Raw genomic sequence first — 20,990 nt, 5'->3', positions numbered from 1 at the left:
GCGGCCGGGGCGTCAGCGAACGGCCGTGGGCGCGTCGGTCGCCTTGACGAGTCGCACCTCCGGACGCTCCGGCACCCCGTCGGCCAGGAACCACCGGAAGGCGAGGTTGCCGCGCGGATAGTCCAGCGTGGTCAGCGAATTCGGGTGGGCGGTCATCCCGCGGGACAGGACGATGGTCACCGTGCCGTCGCTGTTGAGCGCGGCGGCGTGGCCGTTTATCGAGCAACGGGCGTCGGCCGCGCCGAACGTGGCCATGAACTGGTTCCATACGACCAGGTTCCAGAACCTGCACGACGGCGGGCGGTGCGTGATGACGAGCGCTTCGTCCTCATCGAGCACAAAGCTGCCGTAGGAGTAGCAGGCGTCGCGCGCCGACCAACCGAAGTTGGCGTCGGGGACCTGGTAAGGATCGGCGAATGCATTTGCCGCGTGCGCGGTCTCATGTCCGAGGGCGTGTTGGTCCTGCACGCGCGTCCCGACGGCCAGCGGCACGATGGCGAACATGGTGCGCAGCCAGGTCGCGATCGCCCTCAGCCGCGCGGCCGTCTCGGCATCCCCGTGCCGGATCGGGTCCGGCTCGTCGAGCGCCTCGATCCGCCAGGTGACGGGGCGGCCGGTCAGCGGGTCGGCCTGATAGTCGCGCGTCATCAGGACGGCCGCGTCGGGCGTGGGGCCGAGATCGAACGCGAAGTTGCCGGCGGCGTCCATATTGAGGACATCGAGATCGCTGTCGCGGACGATTGCCACCACCCGGTCCGACCACGCGCCCGGTGACGGCTCGTTGTAGGCCGTGACCGAAAAGTAGGCGCTGTCACCCTTGTTGCCGCTGATGCGGTAGCGGCGCCGCGGATCGATCGGGCAGATGTAGTAGTAGGCGTCGGTGTTGTCGCCGCCCCAGCGCCGGTCGCGACGAAACGGGGTGTTCACGGCGACGAACTGCGGCCGGCCGGGTTCGGTGAAAAGGTAGGTGTCGAAGGCGACGCCGAGCGTGCTGGCGATCATGCGGTAACCGTCGGCGACGTGCCGGTCGTCGACCACCGCGCGGTCGCCCTCCAGGAACGAGCGGTCAAGGGTGCCCAAGGTGGCGAGCAGCTCCTGCCACGCGGTCGTCGTCTCGTGCGTCATGCGCGGATTCCCTTCAGGAGCAACGTGGTTGTGCGATCGACCCACCCGTCGTCGAGTTCGGTGACGCGGGTGAGCAAGCCCATCAGCGTGATGCCGGCGATGGCATCCGTGAGTTCGGTGGCGGTCACTTCGGGCCGGACCTCGCCGCGGCGCGCCGCCCGTCGCAACAACTCGGCGAGGCCGCCGCCGATGACGCCGGCGAATCGCTCCAGCAGCGCCGAATGCAGGGTCGGGTCCGCGGCCATCTCACCCACCAGCCCGGGCAGGGCGGCTCTGGCGGCCGGGGTGGTCAGGAAACGCATTGCACGACGGACCATTTCGCGCAGGTCGTCGGGCAGGGACCCGGTATCGGGCAGCTCGGTGGCGGCGCCGATGGGGAACACCGCCTCGTGGACCAGGTGCGCTTTGCTCGGCCAGCGCCGGTAGATAGCGGGCTTGCTGGTGCCCGCGCGTTCGGCGATCGCGGAGACCAACAGCCCGCTGTAGCCGGTCTCGGCGAGCAGCTCCACGGTCGCGCTCAGCACTGCGCCGTCAATGCGTGGGTCACGGGGGCGGCCAAAATCCACTACCATTACGAAACCGAGAGTAACATAAGTCGCCGTGACCGACGCCGTTCGCCTTGATGACCTCGCCGAGCCCCGCTTCAGCCCCGAGGCCCGGCAAATCCTCGACATGATGGCCTCGCTGGCGCCGGACTGCCCACTGGACGCCGACGCGCTGCACGCCAGGGCCGCCGCCGACACCGGCCTGGACGATTTCGGGCCGCCGGACTACGGGGAGCGGCTCGACGTCTATCTGGCCGCGCTGCGTGACATCGACGGCCGCCACGACGCGGGCACGGTCAATTTCTTCGGGCAGCTGCTGCAGCTGCTCAAGAACCGGCTGCTGTTGACCGACCTGGTGCGGCGGCATCCCGAGATCGACGACATCGAGCTGCGACCGCCGGTGGTGATCGCGGGGCTGCCGCGCACCGGCACCACCCATCTGCACAACCTGCTGGCGGCCCCGCCCACGTTCCGCACCATGCCGTACTGGGAAAGCGTCGAACCGTTCCCGCTGCCGGCCGAGGCCGGGATCGAGCCGGATCCGCGGCGCGCGCGGATGGACGTGGCGGTCGGCGTGATCAACACCGTGATGCCCTATTTCCCGCTGATGCACGAGATGACCACCGAGCACGTCCACGAAGAGATCCAGCTGCTGGCCAACGACTTCTCGACCATGCTTTTCGAGACGCTGGCCCACGTGCCGCGCTGGCGTGCCTACTACCAGACCCACGACCAGACGCCGCACTACGAATACCTCGCCCGGCAACTCAAGGCCATGCAGTTCTTGCGCGGCGGGCGGCGCTGGCTGCTCAAGTCGCCCCAGCATCTCGAGCAGGTGCCGGTGCTCGATCGCGTCTTCCCCGGCAGCATCGTCGTTTTCACCCACCGCGACCCGGTGCCGGTGGCGCTGTCAATGATCGCGATGATCACCTACTCCGCGCGCATGCACCGCTCGCCGGTCCCGGTGGAGGAGATCGCGGCGTCGTGGATCGACCGCTTGGACGACATGCTGACCGCGCTCGTCCGCGATCGCGACACGATTGGCCCGGATCGGTCGATCGACGTCCGGTTCGACGACTTCATGGCCGACGAAATCGGCGTCGCCCAACGGGTGTACGCGCTGGCCGGCGAGCCGTTCGGCGACGACGCCAAGTCGGCGATCGACGAGTACCTGGCGGGCCATCGGCGCGGTCGGCTGGGGAACGTTGCGACGTCCTGCGCGATGTTCGGGTTGGACGAGGCCGACCTGCGCGACCGGTTCGCGCCTTATGTCGAGCGGTTTCTGGCCTAACCCGCGGCAGGCGGCTACGTTCTCCATTCATGGTCAATATGCCCGCGCTGGACGGTGTCGAACATAGGTATGTGGAGCTCGGAGGCGGCGTGACGATCCACGTCGCGGATGCGGGCCCCGCCGAAGGGCCGGCGGTGATGTTGGTGCACGGTTTCCCGCAGAACTGGTGGGAATGGCACAACCTGATCGGCCCGCTGGCCGCCGACGGCTATCGCGTGCTGTGCCCCGACCTGCGCGGCGCCGGCTGGAGCTCGGCGCCCCGCACGAGCTACACCAAGACCGAGATGGCCGACGACCTGGCGGCCGTCCTGGATCGCCTCGGTGTGGCGACGGTCAAGCTCGTCGCGCATGATTGGGGCGGACCGGCCGCGTTCATCATGATGCTGCGCCACCCGGAGAAGGTGAGCGGGTTCTTCGGAGTCAACACGGTGGCGCCGTGGGTGAAGCGCGATCTGCGTGCGGCGCGGAACTTTTGGCGGCTCTGGTATCAGATCCCGATTTCGCTTCCGGTCGTCGGGCCGCGGATGATCGGCAATCTCAACTCGAGGGCGAGCCGCGTGCTCGGCTCGTGGGTGGGTGGCGGCTACGCACTGCCCGAGGACGACCTGCGCATCTACGCCGAGTGCATGCGTCAGCCCGGCCACGCGGAGGCGGGCTCGCGCTGGTATCGCAGCTTCCAGACCGGGGAGATGCTGCGCTGGATGCGCGGCGAGTTCGACGACGCGCACGTCGAGGTGCCGGTCCGCTGGCTCACCGGCACCCAAGACCCGGTGATCACTCCCGACCTCACCGACGGGTATGCCGACCACATCAGCGATTTCAAAGTGGAGCTGGTCGACGGGGTCGGACACTGGATCATCGACCAGCGCCCGGAGCTGGTGCTCGACCGGGTTCGGACCTTCCTGCGCGGCGAAGGATAGGCGTCAGGGCTGCACCAGGATCCGGATGGGGTTGCCGTCCTGGCGCTCGAGCTTCTCGATGCCCTCCGTCACGTCCTCCAGCGCGACGATCTCGCTGATTGACCTCGAAACGTCAAGGCGCCCAGCCGAAACCAACTTCGCCAGCGTCTCGATGTCCACGTTCTGATATCCCAAGTGCCCGAGCACCTGCTTGTGGGTCAACCCGAACAGGGAGGTGGGCCCGACGGTCGGCGCCTCGGCGCTCATCCCGACACCCACCAGCCGGCCACCGGGTGTGAGGCAGTCGAGCCCCTGCTCGAACGTCACCTTTCGCCCGACGGCGTCGAAGGCCACATCGAGCAGCCGCCCGCCGGTGACTTCCGCGACGTTGTCCCTCAGCCCGTCGTCGCGGGGGTCGAACGCGTAGTCCGCGCCGAGGGTCAACGCCCGCTCCAGCACTGCGGGGTTGATGTCGACGGCGATGATGGGTGCGGCGCCGACCAGCCGCGCGAGCTGGACGATGTGGGTGCCGACCCCGCCCACGCCCCACACGCCGACCGATTCACCGACCGTGACTTTACCCGTCCGGACGACGGCCCCGAACGGCGTGGACACCGCGTCGGCCAGGATCGCCGCCTGCTCCAGCGGAACGTTGTCGGGCACCCGCGTCAGCCCCGTCGCTTGCGCCACGGTGTATTCGGCCCACGCCCCGTCGTAGGCGAATGCCATCAATTGGATTCGCAGGCAATTGACCCCATCGCCGCGGCGGCAGTTCGCGCAGCGTCGGCACGGCCGGCCGGCGGGGACCACCACCCGGTCGCCCTCGTCCCAGCCGGTCACCTCCGGCCCCAGTTTCGCGACGGTGCCCGACGCCTCGTGGCCCTGGGTCACCACGGGCTGCTGCGCCGGGAAAGTGCCGTTGATCAGGCTCAGGTCCGAGTGGCAGATGCCGCAGAAGGCGACCTTGACCAGAACTTCGCCGGGGCCCGGCTCGGGAATCGGAACGTCTTCGAGCGCAACGGTTCTGGTGTCTGCGTAGAAGCGCTCGGCGCGCATCGTCGGCGCCATGGGCTAGTCGACCCCGATGGTGACTTCCGTGGACTTGATGAATACGGTCGCCGGCTGCCCGGCCTCGAGCCCGAGATCGATCGCGGCGTCCTTGGTGACGGAGGACGTGACGATCTGCTCACCGCCGTCGAGCTTGACCTTCACGATCGCCATCACGCTGCCGAGGTCGACCTCGGTGATGGTCCCTTTGAGTTGGTTCCGGGTCGACAGCCGCATCGCAAGGTCCTTTGTTCGGTTGAGGTTCTGTGCTCGACCCTACTGTCGCGGGCCGAGCAGGGCGATGGAGGCGTCGACGGCCGGCTCCACGATGCCCCGCACCGGTTTTCCGTCTTCGACGGCGAGCGCGGTCAGTTCGCGCAGACCGCCGAGCAGGATGACCGCCAACGGGGCGGTCAGCGGAGGCAGCTCGGCTCGCTGGAAGCCGGGGCTGGCGCTGAGGTCGATCAGCAGACTTGACAGCAGTTGCAGCCCGCGGCGCTGTACCGGGCGGGCGGCGGCGCCGAGCGAGGGCAGTTCCCGAATCCAGCTGAGCGTGATCGCCGGCCGGGACTCGATGTAGCCGACGTACGCCTCGACCGCCTGGCGTATCTGCTGATGCCAGTCGGCCTCGGGATCGACGGCCGCAGCGATGCACTCACCGAGCCTTTCGATGTCGGTGCCCAAGAGCTCGAGGAAGCACTCGTCTTTGCTTGCGAACTGGTCGTAGAAGGTGCGCTTGGACGTGCGGGCGTGACGAACGACGTCGGCGACCGTGCTGGCGCGGTAACCGCGCTCGGCGATGGAGGCGGCGAGGCCGTCGAGCAACCTCAGCCGAAACGGGTCGCCAAGGACCGCTTCGTCAGCCGTCGCTGTCGCCGCTGGGCTCACGGGCGGCCCCTTCCATCGGTGCGGCACCCTCTTGTCATCGGTTGGTACCACAGAGTACCGTATCGGGAAAGGTTTTGGTACACCGCGGTACCACCCCGGCGTCCGGGGGAGATGATGGGGAGCAGCCCGCCATGAGTGAAGTCGTCACCGCCCCCGCGGCCGTCCGGTTGCCCCCGGCGGCTCGCCTGCCAAAGCTGTTGCAGGGTCTGGGTTTTGCGATCTCACGGCGCGGGATGATCCAGCGCCTGGCCCGTCGGTACGGCGACGTCTTCGCGCTGAACCTGCCCATGTACGGCGAGGTCGTGGTGGTGGCCGACCCGCAACTGGCCAAGCAGATCTTCACCACCAGCCCCGACGAGCTCGGCAACATCCAGCCCAACCTGAGCCGGCTGTTCGGCTCCGGCTCCGTGTTCGCGCTCGACGGGGAGGACCATCGCCGTCGCCGCCGGTTGTTGGCGCCGCCGTTCCACGGCAAGAGCATGAAGAAGTACGAGTCGATCATCGAAGAAGAGACCCTGCGGGAGACCGCGGGCTGGCCGGAGGGTGAGGCGTTCGCGACTCTGCCGTCGATGATGCGCATCACGCTCAACGCGATCCTGCGCGCGGTTTTCGGGGCCGAAGGCGCCGAGCTCGACGAGCTGCGCCGCCTCATCCCGCCGTGGGTCACGCTGGGCTCGCGGATGGCGACGATGCCCAAACCGCGGCGCAGCTACGGGCGCTTCACCCCATGGGGGCGCCTGGACGAGTGGCGCCGCCGGTACGACGCCGTCATCGACAGGCTGATCGAAGCCGAGCGGGCAGATCCCAACTTCGACGAGCGCAGCGACGTGCTCGCCCTGATGTTACGCAGCACCTACGACGACGGTTCGGTCATGTCGCGCAAGGACATTGGCGACGAACTGCTCACGCTGCTGGCCGCCGGTCATGAAACGACGGCCTCCACGCTGGGCTGGGCGTTCGAGCGGCTGACCCGGCATCCGGACGTGCTGGCCGGTCTGGTCGACGAGGCCGACACCGACGGCCAGGAGTTACGTCAGGCGACCATCCTCGAAGTCCAGCGGGCCCGGACGGTGATCGATTTCGCCGCCCGGCGCGTCTACCCCCCGCGGTACCAGCTCGGGGAGTGGGTCATCCCCCGCGGCAAGTCAATCCTGGTGAGCATCGCGCAGATTCACGAAAACCCCGAAGTCTTCCCGAATCCGGAGCGCTTCGATCCGCAACGCTACATCGGGACCAAGCCGTCGGCCTTCGCGTGGATCCCGTTCGGCGGTGGCACCCGCCGGTGCGTGGGGGCGGCGTTCGCCAACATGGAGATGGACGTCGTGCTGCGAACGGTGTTGCGGCACTTCACCATCGAGACCACGACCGCACCCGGAGAGCGGTGGCACGGCCGCGGCGTCGCCTACACGCCCAAGGACGGCGGCCGGATCGTGGTGCGCCGGCGCTGAGCCGGGCGCCTACTGGTCGGCCGTGGCCCGGCGCGGCAGTTTCCAGCCCGGGCGGATGTAGTGGCAGGTGTACCCGTTCGGGTAGTGCTGCAGGTAGTCCTGGTGCTCGGGCTCGGCCTCCCAGAAATCGCCGGCCGGGCTGACTTCGGTCACGACCTTGCCGGGCCACAACCCCGACGCGTCGACGTCGGCGATGGTGTCCAGCGCGATGCGCTTCTGCTCCTCGTCGAGGTAGAAGATGGCGGACCGATAACTGAGTCCACGGTCGTTGCCCTGGCGGTTCTTCGTCGTCGGATCGTGGATCTGGAAGAAGAACTCGAGCATGGTGCGGTAGTCGGTGACCGCCGGGTCGTAGACGATCTCGATGGCCTCGGCGTGCGTGCCGTGGTTGCGGTAGGTCGCATTGGGGACGTCGCCGCCGGTGTATCCGACCCGCGTCGAAACCACGCCCGGCTGTTTGCGGATGAGTTCCTGCATCCCCCAGAAACAGCCGCCGGCGAGTACCGCTTTTTCGGTTGCCATTGCTCGTCCTCCTAACCGGCCACGATGCCGCCCAGGCTACACTCCGCCGATGAGCCGCAACGTCGCGACGATTTCGGGAAGTGCCGCAGCATGACGACTCCTACGTTTTCCCGCGGCGAACTAGCCGCCGCCTTCGAGAAGTTCGAGCAGACGGTGGCCCGGGCCGCCGAAACCCACGACTGGGACGCCTGGGTCGAGCAGTACACCCCCGACGTCGAGTACGTCGAGCACGCGGCCGGCACGATGCACGGACGCGACGAGGTCCGCCAGTGGATCAAGCGGACGATGACCACGTATCCCGGCAGCCACATGGTGGCGTTCCCGTCGTTGTGGTCCGTCATCGACGAGCCCACCGGGCGGATCATCTGCGAACTGGACAACCCGATGCGCGACCCGGGGGACGGGAGCGTCATCAGCGCGACCAACATCTCGATCGTCACGTACGCGGGGGACGGGTTGTGGCGCCGCCAGGAAGACATCTATAACCCGCTGCGCTTCCTGCGGGCCGGGATGAAGTGGTGCCGTAAGGCCCAGGCGCTGGGCACGCTCGACGAGGACGCGGCGCGGTGGATGCACGAGAACGGAGGAGCCCAGTGAGCACCAAGCCCAAGCTCGTCATCGGCGCCAACGGCTTCCTGGGTTCGCATGTCACCCGCCAGCTCGTGGCCGACGGGTTCCCGGTGCGGGCGATGGTGCGCCCGAACGCCAACACCCGCTCGATCGACGACCTCGAGCTGACCCGCTTCCACGGGGACGTGTTCGACGACGCCACGCTGCGGGAGGCGATGGACGGTGTGGACGACGTCTATTACTGCGTCGTCGACACCCGCGCATGGCTGCGCGACCCGACGCCGCTGTTCCGCACCAATGTCGAAGGCCTGCGCAACGTTCTCGACGTCGCCGTCAACCAACCGGACCTGCGCAGGTTCATCTTCACGAGCACCTATACGACGGTGGGCCGGCGGCATGGCCACGTGGCGACCGAGGACGACGTGATCCGGTCCCGCCGCCTGACCCCCTACGTCCAATCGCGTTTGGAAGCCGAGAATCTGGTGCTGCGGTATGTGGCCGAGGCCGGCCTGCCCGCCATCGCGATGTGCGTGTCGACGACCTACGGCAGCGGGGACTGGGGCGGCACTCCGCACGGCGCCTTCATCGCCGGCGCGGTCTTCGGCAAGCTGCCGTTCCTGATGAACGGCATTGCGCTGGAAGTCGTCGGCGTCGACGACGCGGCGCGGGCCATGATCCTGGCGGCCGAGCGCGGGCGCATCGGCGAGCGATACCTCGTCTCTGAGCGGATGATCGCTTTGAACGACGTCGTCCGCATCGCGGCCGACGAGGTCGGCGTTCCACCGCCGCAACGCTCGATTTCCGTCCCGATGCTCTACGCCCTGGCGGCGGCCGGCACGCTCAAGGCCCGACTCACCGGGAAGGACGCCGAGCTCAGCCTGGCCTCGGTGCGGATGATGCGCGCCGAAGCCGACGTGGACAGCAGCAAGGCGAAGCGGGAATTGGGCTGGCAGCCGCGGCCGGTCGAGGAATCGATCCGTGAGGCGGCGCGGTTCTGGTCGGAGCTGAAGGTCGCCAGCGGCAAGAGCGCGACTCCGGGCTGAACGCCGCGCCGCCGCGCGTTCAACACGGCTGGCGCGGTCGCGGCGCGGCTAGCCTCGGGCGGCGTGACTGCCGAAAGGGTGAGCGTTGACCTCAGCGGGGCGCCCCAGACGATGCTGGCGACGTTGTACGCCAAGGCGCTGGACGCCGACTTCGAGACACCGATCCTCGGCGACGAGTATGCCAAGGAGATCGTCCGACGCATCGACTACGACTGGAAAAAGACCACCATCACGGCGCGCAGGGCACCGTCGGTCACCACCCGGTCCGCGCACTTCGATGCCTGGGTCCGCCAATTTCTTGCGGCGCACCCACGAGCCGTCGTGCTGCACTTGGGCTGCGGACTGGACAGCCGGTGTCTGCGGGTGCAGCCGGGCCCGGGCGTCGAGTGGTACGACGTCGACTACCCCGAAGTCGCCGCGCTGCGCGCGCAGCTCTACCCCGCGCGCGACCACTATCGGGTCATCGCCGCCTCCGTCACCGACCCGGCCTGGCTCCGGGACATTCCCGCGGACCGTCCCGCGCTGATGATCGGCGAGGGGCTGACCATGTACCTCACCGAGCAGGACGGCACCGCACTGCTGCGCCGCGTGGTCGATCACTTCGGCTCGGGTGAGCTGCAGTTCGACGCCTTCAACTCGCTCGGGATCAAGTCGCAGTGGCTCAACACCGTCGTGCGCCGTTCGGGATCCACGCTGTCGTGGGCGATCAACGGGCCTGACGACATCGTCGACGCGGTGCCGGGTGTACGGCTCCTGGCCTGGGAGCGGTGGTTCGAGTCGTACACATTCGCGCAACTCCCGCGCTCCACACGGGCGCTGGGAAAGGTCATGTCGCTGGTTGAGGCCGTCGCCAACATGGCGCAATACCACCGCTACGCGTTCGGGCCGCCCTGATCGGGAAGCCCCGAGACCCGGATGGCGTTGCAACGTCCATCGGCGTCTAGGAGGAAACCATGAGCCACCCCGAAATCAAAGAGCCAAGCGCTGGCCACCCGATCACCATCGAGCCGACGAAGGGGCGGGTACAGGTTCGCGTCAACGGCGAGCTGGTAGCCGACACGACGGCCGCCCTGGAATTACGGGAAGCCAGTTTGCCTGCGGTGCAGTACATTCCGATGAGTGACGTGGTGCAGGACCGGCTGACCCGCACGGACACCAGCACGTACTGCCCGTTCAAGGGCGAGGCCAGCTATTACAGCGTGACGGGTTCGCACGGCGACATCGTCGAGGACGTCATCTGGACGTACGAGCAGCCCTATCCCGCGGTCGCGGCGATCGCCGGCCACGTGGCCTTCTACCCGAACAAGGCCGAAATCAGCGTGTCGGCTTCCTAGTACGTCCACCCGGGAAGCGCGGCCTCGTGCGCCCGGGTGTCGCTGTACAGGCGCATCGAGACGATCAGTCCGTCGCGGGTGTCGAAGATGCAGACGAACGGGCTGTCGTACTCGACGCCGGCGGTGGTGGTGCCGGTGGCCTGCGCCTCGACGACCACGGTCTCTCCCTCGTTGACACAGCGCACCAGGTCGATGGTCAACTCGAGTTGCTGTTTGCGGCGCTCGATCGCCCGCCGGAACGTTTCCTTGTCACACTCGGAGCGCGTGAGCAGAGTCCAGTAGGTGAAGTCGTCGCTGAGCAGCGTGAAGCCCTCGTCGAGATCGCCGCCGTCGCTCGCACTCTGTAGAAACATCCAAGCCAGTTCGCCCTGCGGGTCATCGAACGGCGTCATCACATCGCAATATTGACTTGGCACATCGTTAACGGTCAATCGGAGATTTGGTTGGTGGAGAGCGCGCGCACGGTCACTTTCCCGGGGGCGGTCAGCTTCGGGCATACGTTGGCGCCGCTTCGGCGGGGGGCCGGGGACCCCTGTTTCCAGGCGTCCGGCGACGGCGCGATCTGGCGAACCAGCCTGCTGCCCACCGGACCCGTCACCGCCCGGATCAGCCGGGCCGCCGCCAACGCCGCGCACTGCGTCGCGTGGGGAAGCGGGGCGCCGGAGTTCGTGGAGGGGCTGCCCGCGCTGCTCGGCCTCGAGGACGACGCCTCGGATTTCGTGCCCCACCACCCGACCGTCGCCGCCGCGCAGCGCCGGGTGCCCCACCTTCGCCTGGGTCGCACCGGGTTGGTGCTCGAGGCGCTGATTCCCGCGATCATCGAGCAGCGGGTGCCGGGCGCCGACGCGTTTCGATCGTGGCGGCTGCTGGTGTCCAAGTACGGGTCGCCCGCCCCGGGACCGGCGCCGGCCAGGATGCGGGTGCCGCCATCGGCCGAGTCGTGGCGCTACATCCCGTCGTGGGAGTTCCACCGCGCCAATGTCGATCCCGGACGTGCGCGGACGGTGGTGACGTGCGCGCAGCGGGCCAGCAGCCTGGAACGACTGGCATCCCGTCCGGCGGCGCAGGCCCGTGCGGCGCTGATGTCGTTGCCGGGCGTGGGCGAATGGACCGCCGCCGAGACGGCGCAACGGGCGTTCGGTGACGCCGACGCGCTGTCGGTGGGCGACTATCACATCCCGAAAATGATCGGCTGGACGTTGATCGGCCGCCCGGTCGACGACGCCGGCATGGTCGAACTGCTCGAACCCATGCGACCGCACCGCCACCGGGTGGTCCGGTTGCTCGAGGCCAGCGGTCTGGCATATGAGCCGCGGCGGGGCGCCCGGCTGCCGGTGCAGCACATCAGCAACCTCTAAACGTGGTCATCGCCTCGCCGGCCCCGGGTTTTCAGCAACGGCCATCGGGTAACCAACCCCGAAGACGTGACCGTGTGCGAAACGGAGGAAATCGATGACACAGTTCACCATCCCGGGACTCACCGACAAGCAGGGAGCCCGGCTGACCGAACTGCTGCAGAAACAACTGAGCACCTACAACGACCTTCACCTCACCCTCAAGCACGTGCACTGGAATGTGGTGGGGCCCAACTTCATTGGTGTGCACGAGATGATCGACCCGCAGGTGGATGCGGTCCGCGGTTTCGCCGACGACGTCGCCGAGCGCATCGCCGCCCTGGGCGGGTCACCGCAGGGCACGCCGGGGGCCATCATCAAAGACCGCACCTGGGACGACTATTCGGTCGGCCGCGACACCGTCCAGGCCCACCTCGCGGCGCTCGACCTGGTCTACACCGGCGTCATCGAGGACATCCGTAAGTGCATCGAGGAGACCGAGGAGCTCGACCCGGTCACGCAGGACCTGCTGATCGATCAGGCCGGGAACCTGGAGAAGTTCCAGTGGTTCGTGCGGGCGCACCTGGAGAGCGCGGGCGGGACGTTGACGCACGAGAGGTCGACCACCGAGAAGGACGCGGCGAGCACCGCTCGCAGCTCCTAGTCGGGTAACGCATTCTCCTGCGCGGCACCGTTTTTGGGCGCCAGGATGTTGATCCGGTCGCCCACCGAAAGCCGTAACCTGGCGTCGGCGTCGATGAGCCGTCGGTTGTGCAGCACCGACACGGGCAGGTGGTCGTTCGGGAATTCGAGGTCGCCCAGGAGCCGGCCGACGGCCATCGAATCTTCGGCCAGGGTGTGTTCGATGATGCAGTAGCCGTCGAGCTCGCTGTGCGGGTCGTGGTCAGGCATTGCCGGTTGCGCGTCCGCCGCCATGTCGGTGAAGGACGCGGCGACCGCGCGTAACACGTTCTGATTTGTCAGCCAGCCCTGGACAGATCGGGCCTCGGTGTCGATGACCGGCAGCCCGTCACGCCCGAATAGGACGAGCTGGCGCAACGCCTGGGCAAGGCTGTCGTTGGCGAACAGCGCCTGCGGTTCGCGTATCCGGGTGAGGGGGCCGAGCAAGGCGGTGAGGTCGCCACCGACGGTGCCGGTCGGACGGGTCAAATCCAGGGGGACGGCGAACCTGTGCATCGCGTCGGCTGCGGTGAGGTCGGCGAAGGCGTGGGTGGGTTTGGGCCGATCGATGTCAATGCCACGGCGCAGCAGCTTGGTGGTGTAGATGGTGCCGTAGGAGACCCCGCGGGACACTGTGGTCCCGACGGCCACGGCCAGCATGACCGGGAGGGTCAGGGTGAAATCCCCGGTCATCTCGACCGTGCTGGCCAGTGCGGTGAGCGGGGCTCTGGCTGCGGACGCGAACACGGCCCCCATGCCCACGATCGCGTACAGGGCCGGATGCCCGACGGCGGTGCCGATGGTGTGCTGAACGAACAACCCAAAAGCCATGCCGGAGGTGGCCCCCACAAAGAGAGAAGGAGCGAACACCCCGCCGGATCCGCCTATCCCGATGGTCAGACTGCAGGCCAGCATCTTGCCGGCGGCCAGGACCAGCAACAGCCATAGCGCATAGTGCCCGGCGAAGGCGGCATACATCACCGGATAGCCCACCCCATAGAGCTGTGGGACAGCCAGCAATAGCAGGCCGAGCACGATTCCGCCGACCGCTGGCCGGGCCCAATCCGGGCGGCTGCCCCAGACCCGGTCGCACAGATCCTCGGTCTTGTAGAGAACGTTCTTGAAGAGGATCCCGATGAGCCCGGCGATCGCCGCTAGGAGCGCCACCAACAGGTAATTGGCGATGTGGTCCAATTCGATCCCGGCGGGCAGCTCGGTGAGGAACGGCGCGGAGCCGAAGAACACGCGGGCGACCACGTCGGCAACCATCGACGAGAGCATGATCGTGAAGATTGCTTCGACGGACAGTTCCCGGAGGATCAGCTCCACGGCGAAGAACACCCCGGTGATGGGGGCGTTGAAGGTGGCGGAGATGCCGCCCGCGGCGCCACAGGCCACCAGCACGCGCAGCCGGTTCTCCGGCATTCGCACCCACTGACCGAAGCCGGACGCGAGCGCCGCGCCGATCTGCACGATCGGCCCCTCCCGGCCAACGGAGCCCCCGGTGCCGATGCACAGCGCGGAGGCCAGCGCTTTCACCACGGTCACCTGGGGGCGGATGCGGCCGCCGTTCTCGGCCACCGCGATCATGACTTCCGGGACTCCGTGGCCGCGAGCCTCTCGGGCGAACCGCGAGATCAGCGGTCCGTATAGCAATCCGCCGACGACGGGGATGACCACGAAGAAGCCGATCCCCAGCCAGGGCAGATGGTCGCTGCCCACCCAACCGTCCTGGCCGAACTCGTCGTGCCCCGTCGCCAGCCAGGTAAAGCCGAAGATCAGGTAGCGGAACGCCACCGCGCCAATCCCGGCGCCAAGGCCGACCACGATTGCCACGCAGAAGAGCCCGAGCCGGTTCGCGCGCAGCCAGCCGGCGAATTGACCCACGGCGCGGGAGACGGGCCGGGTGGTCCGGATGGGAGCGGCGGCCGTCGGTTTTTGCCCCATCAGCGCATCCTTCCCCCGACGGCCCCGCTTTGCTCGTCGACCGTCCAAACGATTGTGCGGGACCGCCGACCCTTTCCCAGAGCAAATATTGCCCTACTCAACCATCGCCCGAGCAGGCAGGAGCCGGGGAATAACTGGACTGCAGTCCGGTTATACGAAACGTTCACATTTACGGAGGTCACATGCCCGCCATCACCGCCAACACGCTGACATTGCCACGGATCGGCGCCGCCGTCCCGGCCGAGACCGAGCGGCCGGTCCGATCGATCACCACCGGCCCGCGCGGCTACGAGGGGGAGGGCTTCCCCGTCGTCCGGGCCTTCGCGGGGGTCAGCGCCGCCGCGCTGGACCCCTTCGTGCACATGGACCAGATGGGTGAGGTCGAGTACCAACCCGGTGAGCCGAGGGGCACCGACTGGCACCCACACCGCGGGTTCGAGACGGTCACCTACATGATCGACGGCAAGTTCGCCCACCAGGACTCCCACGGGGGCGGCGGCCTGATCACCGACGGTGCCACGCAGTGGATGACCGCCGGTTCGGGGATCCTGCACATCGAGACGCCGCCCGCGGAACTGGTCGACAGCGGCGGCCTGTTCCACGGCATCCAGCTGTGGGTGAACCTGCCGAAGCGGGACAAGTTCGCGCCCCCGCGCTATCAGGCCATCGAAGGGGGCGACGCGAAGCTGATCGCCTCCGACGACGGCGGGGCGCTGGTGCGCATCATCGCGGGCGAGGTCGACGGTCATCGGGGGCCCGGGATCACCCACACGCCGATCACGCTCGCGCACACGACAATCGAAAACGGCGCTCGGCTGAACCTGCCGTGGCGGCGCGACTTCAACGCGCTCGTCTACGTGCTGTCCGGCAGCGGATGCGTCGGTCCGGTCGCTCATCCGATTCGGCAGGGCCAACTGGCCGTGCTCGGCCCCGGGGATCGGATCACCGTGGGCGCCGACCAGGCGCAGGAATCGTCGCGCACTAGCGCCATGGATGTGCTGCTGCTGGGCGGCCAACCCATTCGCGAACCGGTATTCCACTACGGGCCATTCGTGATGAACTCGAGGGCGGAATTGGTCGAGGCGGTGCAGGACTACGAGGCTGGAAAGTTCGGCAGCATTCCGCCAAACGCGCTAATGCCACACCATGGCAATGGCACACTTTAACGATGTCTTCAGGGGTGAGCCGCAGGCCTGGACGCCCCCCAGCCGCAAAGGCCGATGAGACGCGACAGCGGATCATGCAGGCGGCCCGCCTTGTGTTCAGCGAGCGGGGATACGACGGGGCGACGTTCCAGGCCATCGCGGCCCGCGCCGACCTGACCCGGCCGGCGATCAACCACTACTTCTCCAGCAAGCGCGTCCTGTATCGGGAGTTGTTGGAGCAAACCAACGAAGCCATCATCGGAAGCGGGATCAGACAGGCCGAGCGGGAGACCACACTGGTGGGGCAACTGACCGCATTCATATCCGCGGCGGCCCGCGCCAATTCCGAGAATCCCGCCGGGTCGGCGTTGATTATCTCCGGGGTGCTCGAGTCGCAGCGGCACCCGGAATGGAAAACAGCCGAAAACGACTCCGTGCGGATCTGCCGCGAATTCCTCGTTCGCGTCGTCAACGACGGATTGGAGCGCGGCGAGGTCCCCGCCGACGTCGACGTGCCGGCGTTGATCGAGGCACTGCTCGTGCTGATGTGCGGGGTGGGTTTGTACGCGGGCTTCGTTCAAGGTCCCGAAGCCCTGCTGTCCATCACCGGAATGATTCGGCGGCTGCTCGAGGGAGCGTTCCGGCGGTCCAACGCCTAGACCCGCGCCGGCAGTGAAGTTGCGCACAAAGCGTATAGGCTAACTAACTTATCCCGGTAAGATCGTCAGGTCATGACTGATCTGGACGAGTCGTTACCGCCTTCCCTGAGATCCGCCGGCGACAGCTGGGCCATCACCGAACTCGTCGGTGCCACCGCGCTGGGCGTCGCGGCGGCGCGCGCGGCGGAAACCGCGGGGAATGATCCGCTCATCCGCGACGAGTTCGCGCGCATCCTCGTGTCGTCGGCCGGCCCGGCCTGGGAACGGCTCGCCGACCCCGAGCTGGCCTGGCTCGACGGCGACGAGCCCGGCCGGCGCGCGCACCGGATCGGCATCGACTACCAGGCCGTGCGGACGCACTTCTTCGACGAGTACTTCGCCGACGCCGCGATGGCCGGAATCCGGCAAGTGGTCATCCTGGCCGCGGGACTGGACTCGCGGGCGTACCGCCTCGACTGGCCGCACGGCACCGCGGTTTACGAGATCGACCAGCCCCAGGTGCTCGAGTACAAGACCGGAGTGCTGCAGCGCCACGGCGCCACCCCCACCGCCAGCCGCCGCCCGGTCCCCGTCGACCTGCGTGACGATTGGCCGGCGGCATTGGCCGCGGCGGGGTTCGACCGCACCCAACCGACGGCCTGGCTGGCCGAGGGCTTGCTCCCGTACCTGCCGAGCGACGCGCAAGACCGCCTCTTCGAAATGTTCACCGCCCTGAGCGCCCCGGGAAGCCAGGTCGCCATCGAGGCGTTCGGCATGAACAAGCGGAGCAATTCGCGGCGCTGGCTGCGGATGCGCGAACGGCTGGGCCTGGACGTCAACGTCCAGGCGCTGACCTATGACGAGCCGGACCGTTCGGACGCGGCCCAGTGGCTGACCGACCACGGCTGGCAGGTGCGGGCCGTGGACAACCGCGAGGAGATGGCCCGGCTGGGCCGCCCGGTACCCGAAGACCTGGTCGACGACGCGGTGCGCAGCATCCTGCTGCGGGCCCGTCTCGACGACCCGACCGCCTGACCTACGCCAAGGACCCGAGGAGCAACCCGATGAGTTCACTGCGCACCCACGACGACACCTGGGACATCAAAACCAGCGTCGGCAGCACGGCGGTCATGGTGGCCGCCGCGCGCGCCATCGAAACCGAGCAGCCCGATCCGCTGATCCGCGACCCCTATGCCCGGCTGCTGGTCAACAACGCCGGTGCCGCGGTCTTGTGGGAGGCGATGCTGGACCCGGAGGTCGTTGCCAAGATCGAGGCCATCGACGAAGAATCCGCCGCCCGCATCCGGCACATGCGCGGTTACCAGGCGGTGCGGACCCACTTCTTCGACTCTTACTTCGCCGACGCCGTGGCCGCCGGAATCCGGCAGGTGGTGATCCTCGCGTCGGGGCTGGACTCCCGGGCCTACCGGCTGGATTGGCCGGCCGGCACCGTCGTCTACGAGATCGACCAGCCGCAGGTGCTGGCGTACAAATCGGCCACGCTGGCCGAAAGCGGCGCCACCCCGTCCGCCGATCGCCGCGAGGTTGCCATCGACCTGCGGGAGGACTGGCCCGCCGCGCTGCGCGCCGCCGGCTTCGACCCGACCCGGCCGACGGCCTGGCTCGCCGAGGGACTGCTGATGTATCTGCCCGCCGAGGCCCAGGACAAGCTGTTCACCCAAATCGGCGAGCTGAGCCCGGCCGGCAGCCGCGTCTCGGCCGAGACGGCACCCATGCACGCCGAGGAGCGTCGCCAGCAGATGCGGGAACGGTTCAGGAAGGTCGCCGACGAGTTGGGCCTGGAGGAGACCGTCGACGTCGGCGAGCTGATGTACCGCGACGAGCACCGTGCGGACCTCACCGAGTGGCTCAACGAGCACGGCTGGCGCGCCACCGCGCAGAATTCGATCGACGAGATGCACCGCCTGAACCGCAGGGTGCAAAGCGCGGAGGTGGACAACGACAAGGACGCCTTCTCCGACTTCGTCGTCGCCGAGCGGCTTTAATGCCGCGCTCGCTGGACGACTCCTGGGACATCGCCACCAGCGTCGGCGCGACCGCGGTGATGGTCGCCCTGGCCCGTGCCGCAGAGACCGCCAGCGACGAGCCGCTCATCCGTGACCAGTTCGCCGAGCCGCTGGTCTCCACGCCCGAGCTGGCGGGAGTTCGCGAGCAGGTGGCCGCGTGGTGGGCCGGGGACCCGGACGACCCGGAAGACGAAGACTTCTCGGTCCGGTCTCAGAACATGATCGACTCGCAGGCGGTGCGGACCCGCTTCTTCGATGCGTATTTCGCCGCCGCCGCACAGGCCGGCATTCGGCAGGTGGTGCTCCTCGCCGCCGGTCTCGATTCGCGCGCCTACCGGTTGGATTGGCCGGCCGGCACCGTCGTCTACGAGATCGATCTGCCCAAGGTGCTGGAATACAAGACCGAGACGCTCGCCAAGCACGGTGCGACGCCGCTCGCCGACCGGCGGCCCGTCCCCGTCGACTTGCGCCACGACTGGCCACGAGCATTGCGAGACAAGGGTTTTGACGCGGGTCAGCCGACCGCGTGGCTGGCCGAAGGGCTGCTGCCGTTCCTGCCGGTGGCGGCGCAGGAAGCCCTGTTCGTCGCTATCGACGGGCTGAGCGCATCGGGCAGCCAGGTCTCGGTCGAAGACTTCGGCATCGACCCGGAGAGGCGCCGGGAAGCGGAGGCGAGGTTTGCCGAATTGCGCGCCAAGCGCGAAGCGCGCGGCCAAGACACCTCTTTCAATCCTTTCGACTTGTGGTTCGAGGACGGGGAGAGGCCCGACTGTGCGGACTGGTTCACCGCGCACGGCTGGATCACCGGGGTGGTCGACGGGCACGAAGAGGCGCTCCGGCTGGGACGGCCGCCGCAGCCCGATGGCCGGCCGTTTGTGATCACCTATGTGACCGCCACCAAACCCTGACCGGCCGCAGCCAGATCCTTTCTAACTGCTCTCCCAACCGGATGGTTAGGATCGCGGTTATCACCCATGAGCGCTTGTGCGACGAGCAGCGGGCGCGCCCGGGATGACCGAAGCAGGGGAAGGACGACGATGACCACCGAATCGGTTACACCCAAGACATCCGCCACCAACGGCGCGCCGACCGCTCAGCAGGTAGACGTTCCCGCAACGGTGGCACGGCTCCGCAAGACGTTCGCGACGGGGCGCACCCGCGACATCGAGTGGCGCAAGCGGCAGCTGCTGCAGCTGGCGAAGCTGATGGAAGAGAACGAGGCGGCCATCGCGGACGCTCTCGCCAAGGACCTGGACCGCAGCCCGTTCGAGGCGTTCATCGCCGACATCGCGACCACCGCCGGCGAGGCGAAGTTTGCGGCCAAGCGAGTGCGCAGGTGGACGCGGCGCCGCTACCAGCTGCTCGAGATGCCGCAGCTGCCCGGCCGTGGCTGGATCGAATACGAACCCTACGGCACCGTGCTGATCATCGGCGCGTGGAATTACCCGTTCTACCTGACCCTGGGGCCCGCCGTCGGCGCGATCGCCGCCGGCAACGCCGTCATCCTCAAGCCCTCGGAGATCGCCGAGGCGTCCGCGCACCTGATGGCCGAACTGGTGCCCAGGTACCTCGACAACGATGCGATCGCCGTGGTCGAGGGCGACGGGTCGGTCAGCCAGGAGCTGATCGCGCAGGGCCTCGACCGACTGCTGTTCACCGGCGGCACCGAGATCGGCCGCAAGGTGTACGAGGGGGCCGCACCCCACCTGACCCCGTGCACGCTCGAACTCGGCGGCAAGAGCCCGGTGATCGTGGCGGCCGACGCCGACGTCGATGTCGCCGCCAAGCGGATCGCGTGGATGAAGCTGCTGAACGCGGGCCAGACCTGCGTCGCGCCCGACTATGTGTTGGCGGACGCCAAGATCAGCGACGAGCTGGTGAGCAAGATCGGTGCCGCCATCGCGAAGTTCACGGCGGACAAACCCAACGGGATGCGGATCGTCAATCAACGTCAATTCGACCGGATCAGCGGCTACCTCGCCAGCGGGGACGGCAAGGTCGCGGTCGGCGGGGCCTGTGATGCCTCGAGTCTGCGCATCCAGCCCGCCGTGGTGGTCGACCCCGACCCGAACGGCCCGCTGATGCAGAACGAGATCTTCGGGCCGGTGCTGCCGGTGGTGACCGTCCAATCCCTCGACGAGGCAATACGTTTCATCAACGCGCGGCCAAAGCCGCTGTCCGCCTACCTGTTCACCAAGACCCGGGAGACCCGCGAGCGGGTAATCAAGGAAGTGCCGGCCGGCGGCATGCTGGTCAACCACCTGGCCTTCCAGGTGTCGACGGCCAAGTTGCCGTTCGGTGGGGTCGGGGCGTCGGGTATGGGCGCCTATCACGGCCGGTACGGTTTCGAGGAGTTCAGTCACCGCAAGTCGGTGCTGACCAAGCCGACCCGGCCCGACCTGTCGAGCTTCATCTACCCGCCGTACACCGAGCGTGCCATGAAGATGGCCCGCAGGATGTTCTGACACTGCTCCAAATCGCTTGCTAGACGCTCGTTTTCATCGTA

Annotated in this window: 23 protein-coding genes; 15 read left to right on the top strand and 8 right to left on the bottom strand. The window is 67.9% G+C overall.

Annotated features, from left to right (window positions below):
- Positions 1-12 precede the first annotated feature (12 nt).
- The gene (locus tag A5701_RS15780; protein WP_067755330.1) at positions 13-1,125 is read right to left on the bottom strand and encodes a DUF1214 domain-containing protein; all 1,113 of its coding nucleotides are present in this window, start codon (positions 1,123-1,125) and stop codon (positions 13-15) included.
- Positions 1,122-1,697: a TetR/AcrR family transcriptional regulator gene (locus tag A5701_RS15775; protein WP_067755328.1), complete on the bottom strand. Its 576-nt coding sequence runs from the start codon at positions 1,695-1,697 to the stop codon at positions 1,122-1,124. The genes A5701_RS15780 and A5701_RS15775 overlap by 4 nt, the downstream gene beginning before the upstream one ends.
- A gap of 28 nt (positions 1,698-1,725) precedes the next feature.
- Here A5701_RS15775 and A5701_RS15770 point away from each other — a divergent pair, with 28 nt between their 5' ends.
- Together A5701_RS15770 and A5701_RS15765 are read left to right on the top strand one after the other, a co-directional pair.
- Positions 1,726-2,961, top strand: a complete 1,236-nt coding sequence (locus A5701_RS15770) for a sulfotransferase (RefSeq protein ID WP_067755326.1) — start codon at positions 1,726-1,728, stop codon at positions 2,959-2,961.
- 29 nt (positions 2,962-2,990) lie between these two features.
- Positions 2,991-3,881: an alpha/beta fold hydrolase gene (locus A5701_RS15765; protein WP_067755317.1), complete on the top strand. Its 891-nt coding sequence runs from the start codon at positions 2,991-2,993 to the stop codon at positions 3,879-3,881.
- A 3-nt stretch (positions 3,882-3,884) separates the two neighbouring features.
- Here the strand turns inward: A5701_RS15765 and A5701_RS15760 are convergent, their stop codons facing one another.
- The 3 genes from A5701_RS15760 to A5701_RS15750 are packed head-to-tail and all read right to left on the bottom strand — an operon-like array spanning position 3,885 to position 5,795.
- The gene (locus A5701_RS15760) at positions 3,885-4,928 is read right to left on the bottom strand and encodes a zinc-binding dehydrogenase (protein ID WP_067755314.1); all 1,044 of its coding nucleotides are present in this window, start codon (positions 4,926-4,928) and stop codon (positions 3,885-3,887) included.
- 3 nt (positions 4,929-4,931) lie between these two features.
- Entirely contained in the window at positions 4,932-5,144 is a 213-nt protein-coding gene (locus A5701_RS15755) for a molybdopterin-binding protein (protein WP_067755312.1), read from the bottom strand.
- Between the two features lie 39 nt (positions 5,145-5,183).
- Positions 5,184-5,795, bottom strand: coding sequence for a TetR/AcrR family transcriptional regulator (locus A5701_RS15750; protein ID WP_067755311.1), 612 nt, complete (start codon positions 5,793-5,795; stop codon positions 5,184-5,186).
- A 131-nt stretch (positions 5,796-5,926) separates the two neighbouring features.
- Between A5701_RS15750 and A5701_RS15745 the strand changes: the two genes are divergently transcribed.
- Complete coding sequence (locus A5701_RS15745; protein ID WP_067755308.1) at positions 5,927-7,243, top strand: cytochrome P450; 1,317 nt, start codon at positions 5,927-5,929, stop codon at positions 7,241-7,243.
- A 9-nt stretch (positions 7,244-7,252) separates the two neighbouring features.
- Here the strand turns inward: A5701_RS15745 and msrA are convergent, their stop codons facing one another.
- Positions 7,253-7,765 carry a peptide-methionine (S)-S-oxide reductase MsrA gene (gene msrA, locus A5701_RS15740; protein WP_067755305.1) on the bottom strand — a complete coding sequence of 171 codons (513 nt, stop codon included), beginning with the start codon at positions 7,763-7,765 and terminating at the stop codon, positions 7,253-7,255.
- Between the two features lie 90 nt (positions 7,766-7,855).
- On the opposite strand from msrA, the gene A5701_RS15735 reads away from it, so the two are divergent.
- From A5701_RS15735 to A5701_RS15720, 4 genes are all read left to right on the top strand, one after another.
- Positions 7,856-8,362, top strand: a complete 507-nt coding sequence (locus A5701_RS15735) for a nuclear transport factor 2 family protein (protein ID WP_067755302.1) — start codon at positions 7,856-7,858, stop codon at positions 8,360-8,362.
- Complete coding sequence (locus A5701_RS15730) at positions 8,359-9,378, top strand: NAD-dependent epimerase/dehydratase family protein (RefSeq protein WP_067755299.1); 1,020 nt, start codon at positions 8,359-8,361, stop codon at positions 9,376-9,378. Before A5701_RS15735 ends, A5701_RS15730 begins: the two co-directional genes overlap by 4 nt.
- A 78-nt stretch (positions 9,379-9,456) precedes the next feature.
- Positions 9,457-10,272, top strand: coding sequence for a class I SAM-dependent methyltransferase (locus A5701_RS15725; RefSeq protein ID WP_067755296.1), 816 nt, complete (start codon positions 9,457-9,459; stop codon positions 10,270-10,272).
- 59 nt (positions 10,273-10,331) lie between these two features.
- On the top strand, positions 10,332-10,712 hold the full coding sequence (locus A5701_RS15720; RefSeq protein WP_067755293.1) for a DUF427 domain-containing protein: 381 nt from the start codon (positions 10,332-10,334) through the stop codon (positions 10,710-10,712).
- Here A5701_RS15720 and A5701_RS15715 read toward each other — a convergent pair.
- A complete protein-coding gene (locus tag A5701_RS15715; protein ID WP_067755290.1) occupies positions 10,709-11,107 on the bottom strand; it encodes a nuclear transport factor 2 family protein in 399 nt (132 codons plus the stop codon). The two genes, A5701_RS15720 and A5701_RS15715, sit on opposite strands and share 4 nt — an antisense overlap.
- Before the next feature lie 48 nt (positions 11,108-11,155).
- Between A5701_RS15715 and A5701_RS15710 the strand changes: the two genes are divergently transcribed.
- Together A5701_RS15710 and dps are read left to right on the top strand one after the other, a co-directional pair.
- On the top strand, positions 11,156-12,070 hold the full coding sequence (locus tag A5701_RS15710) for a DNA-3-methyladenine glycosylase (protein WP_197498984.1): 915 nt from the start codon (positions 11,156-11,158) through the stop codon (positions 12,068-12,070).
- Between the two features lie 94 nt (positions 12,071-12,164).
- Positions 12,165-12,710: a DNA starvation/stationary phase protection protein Dps gene (gene dps / locus A5701_RS15705; protein WP_067755283.1), complete on the top strand. Its 546-nt coding sequence runs from the start codon at positions 12,165-12,167 to the stop codon at positions 12,708-12,710.
- Here the strand turns inward: dps and A5701_RS15700 are convergent.
- Complete coding sequence (locus A5701_RS15700) at positions 12,707-14,674, bottom strand: chloride channel protein (protein WP_067755280.1); 1,968 nt, start codon at positions 14,672-14,674, stop codon at positions 12,707-12,709. The two genes, dps and A5701_RS15700, sit on opposite strands and share 4 nt — an antisense overlap.
- Positions 14,675-14,856: 182 nt before the next feature.
- On the opposite strand from A5701_RS15700, the gene A5701_RS15695 reads away from it, so the two are divergent.
- The 6 genes from A5701_RS15695 (at position 14,857) to A5701_RS15670 (ending at position 20,949) form a co-directional block, all read left to right on the top strand.
- The gene (locus tag A5701_RS15695) at positions 14,857-15,840 is read left to right on the top strand and encodes a pirin family protein (RefSeq protein WP_067755277.1); all 984 of its coding nucleotides are present in this window, start codon (positions 14,857-14,859) and stop codon (positions 15,838-15,840) included.
- A 2-nt stretch (positions 15,841-15,842) separates the two neighbouring features.
- The gene (locus tag A5701_RS15690; protein WP_067755274.1) at positions 15,843-16,478 is read left to right on the top strand and encodes a TetR/AcrR family transcriptional regulator; all 636 of its coding nucleotides are present in this window, start codon (positions 15,843-15,845) and stop codon (positions 16,476-16,478) included.
- Between the two features lie 72 nt (positions 16,479-16,550).
- Positions 16,551-17,492: a class I SAM-dependent methyltransferase gene (locus A5701_RS15685; RefSeq protein ID WP_067755271.1), complete on the top strand. Its 942-nt coding sequence runs from the start codon at positions 16,551-16,553 to the stop codon at positions 17,490-17,492.
- A 29-nt stretch (positions 17,493-17,521) separates the two neighbouring features.
- Positions 17,522-18,463, top strand: coding sequence for a class I SAM-dependent methyltransferase (locus A5701_RS15680; RefSeq protein ID WP_067755268.1), 942 nt, complete (start codon positions 17,522-17,524; stop codon positions 18,461-18,463).
- Positions 18,463-19,392, top strand: a complete 930-nt coding sequence (locus A5701_RS15675; protein ID WP_067755265.1) for an SAM-dependent methyltransferase — start codon at positions 18,463-18,465, stop codon at positions 19,390-19,392. The genes A5701_RS15680 and A5701_RS15675 overlap by 1 nt, the downstream gene beginning before the upstream one ends.
- Before the next feature lie 129 nt (positions 19,393-19,521).
- The gene (locus tag A5701_RS15670; RefSeq protein ID WP_067755262.1) at positions 19,522-20,949 is read left to right on the top strand and encodes an aldehyde dehydrogenase family protein; all 1,428 of its coding nucleotides are present in this window, start codon (positions 19,522-19,524) and stop codon (positions 20,947-20,949) included.
- Positions 20,950-20,990 lie beyond the last annotated feature (41 nt).

It is taken from the genome of Mycobacterium sp. E3305 (genome assembly GCF_001666785.1).
Classification (GTDB): Bacteria; Actinomycetota; Actinomycetes; order Mycobacteriales; family Mycobacteriaceae; genus Mycobacterium.
This window is presented reverse-complemented; position numbering and strand designations above follow the sequence as displayed.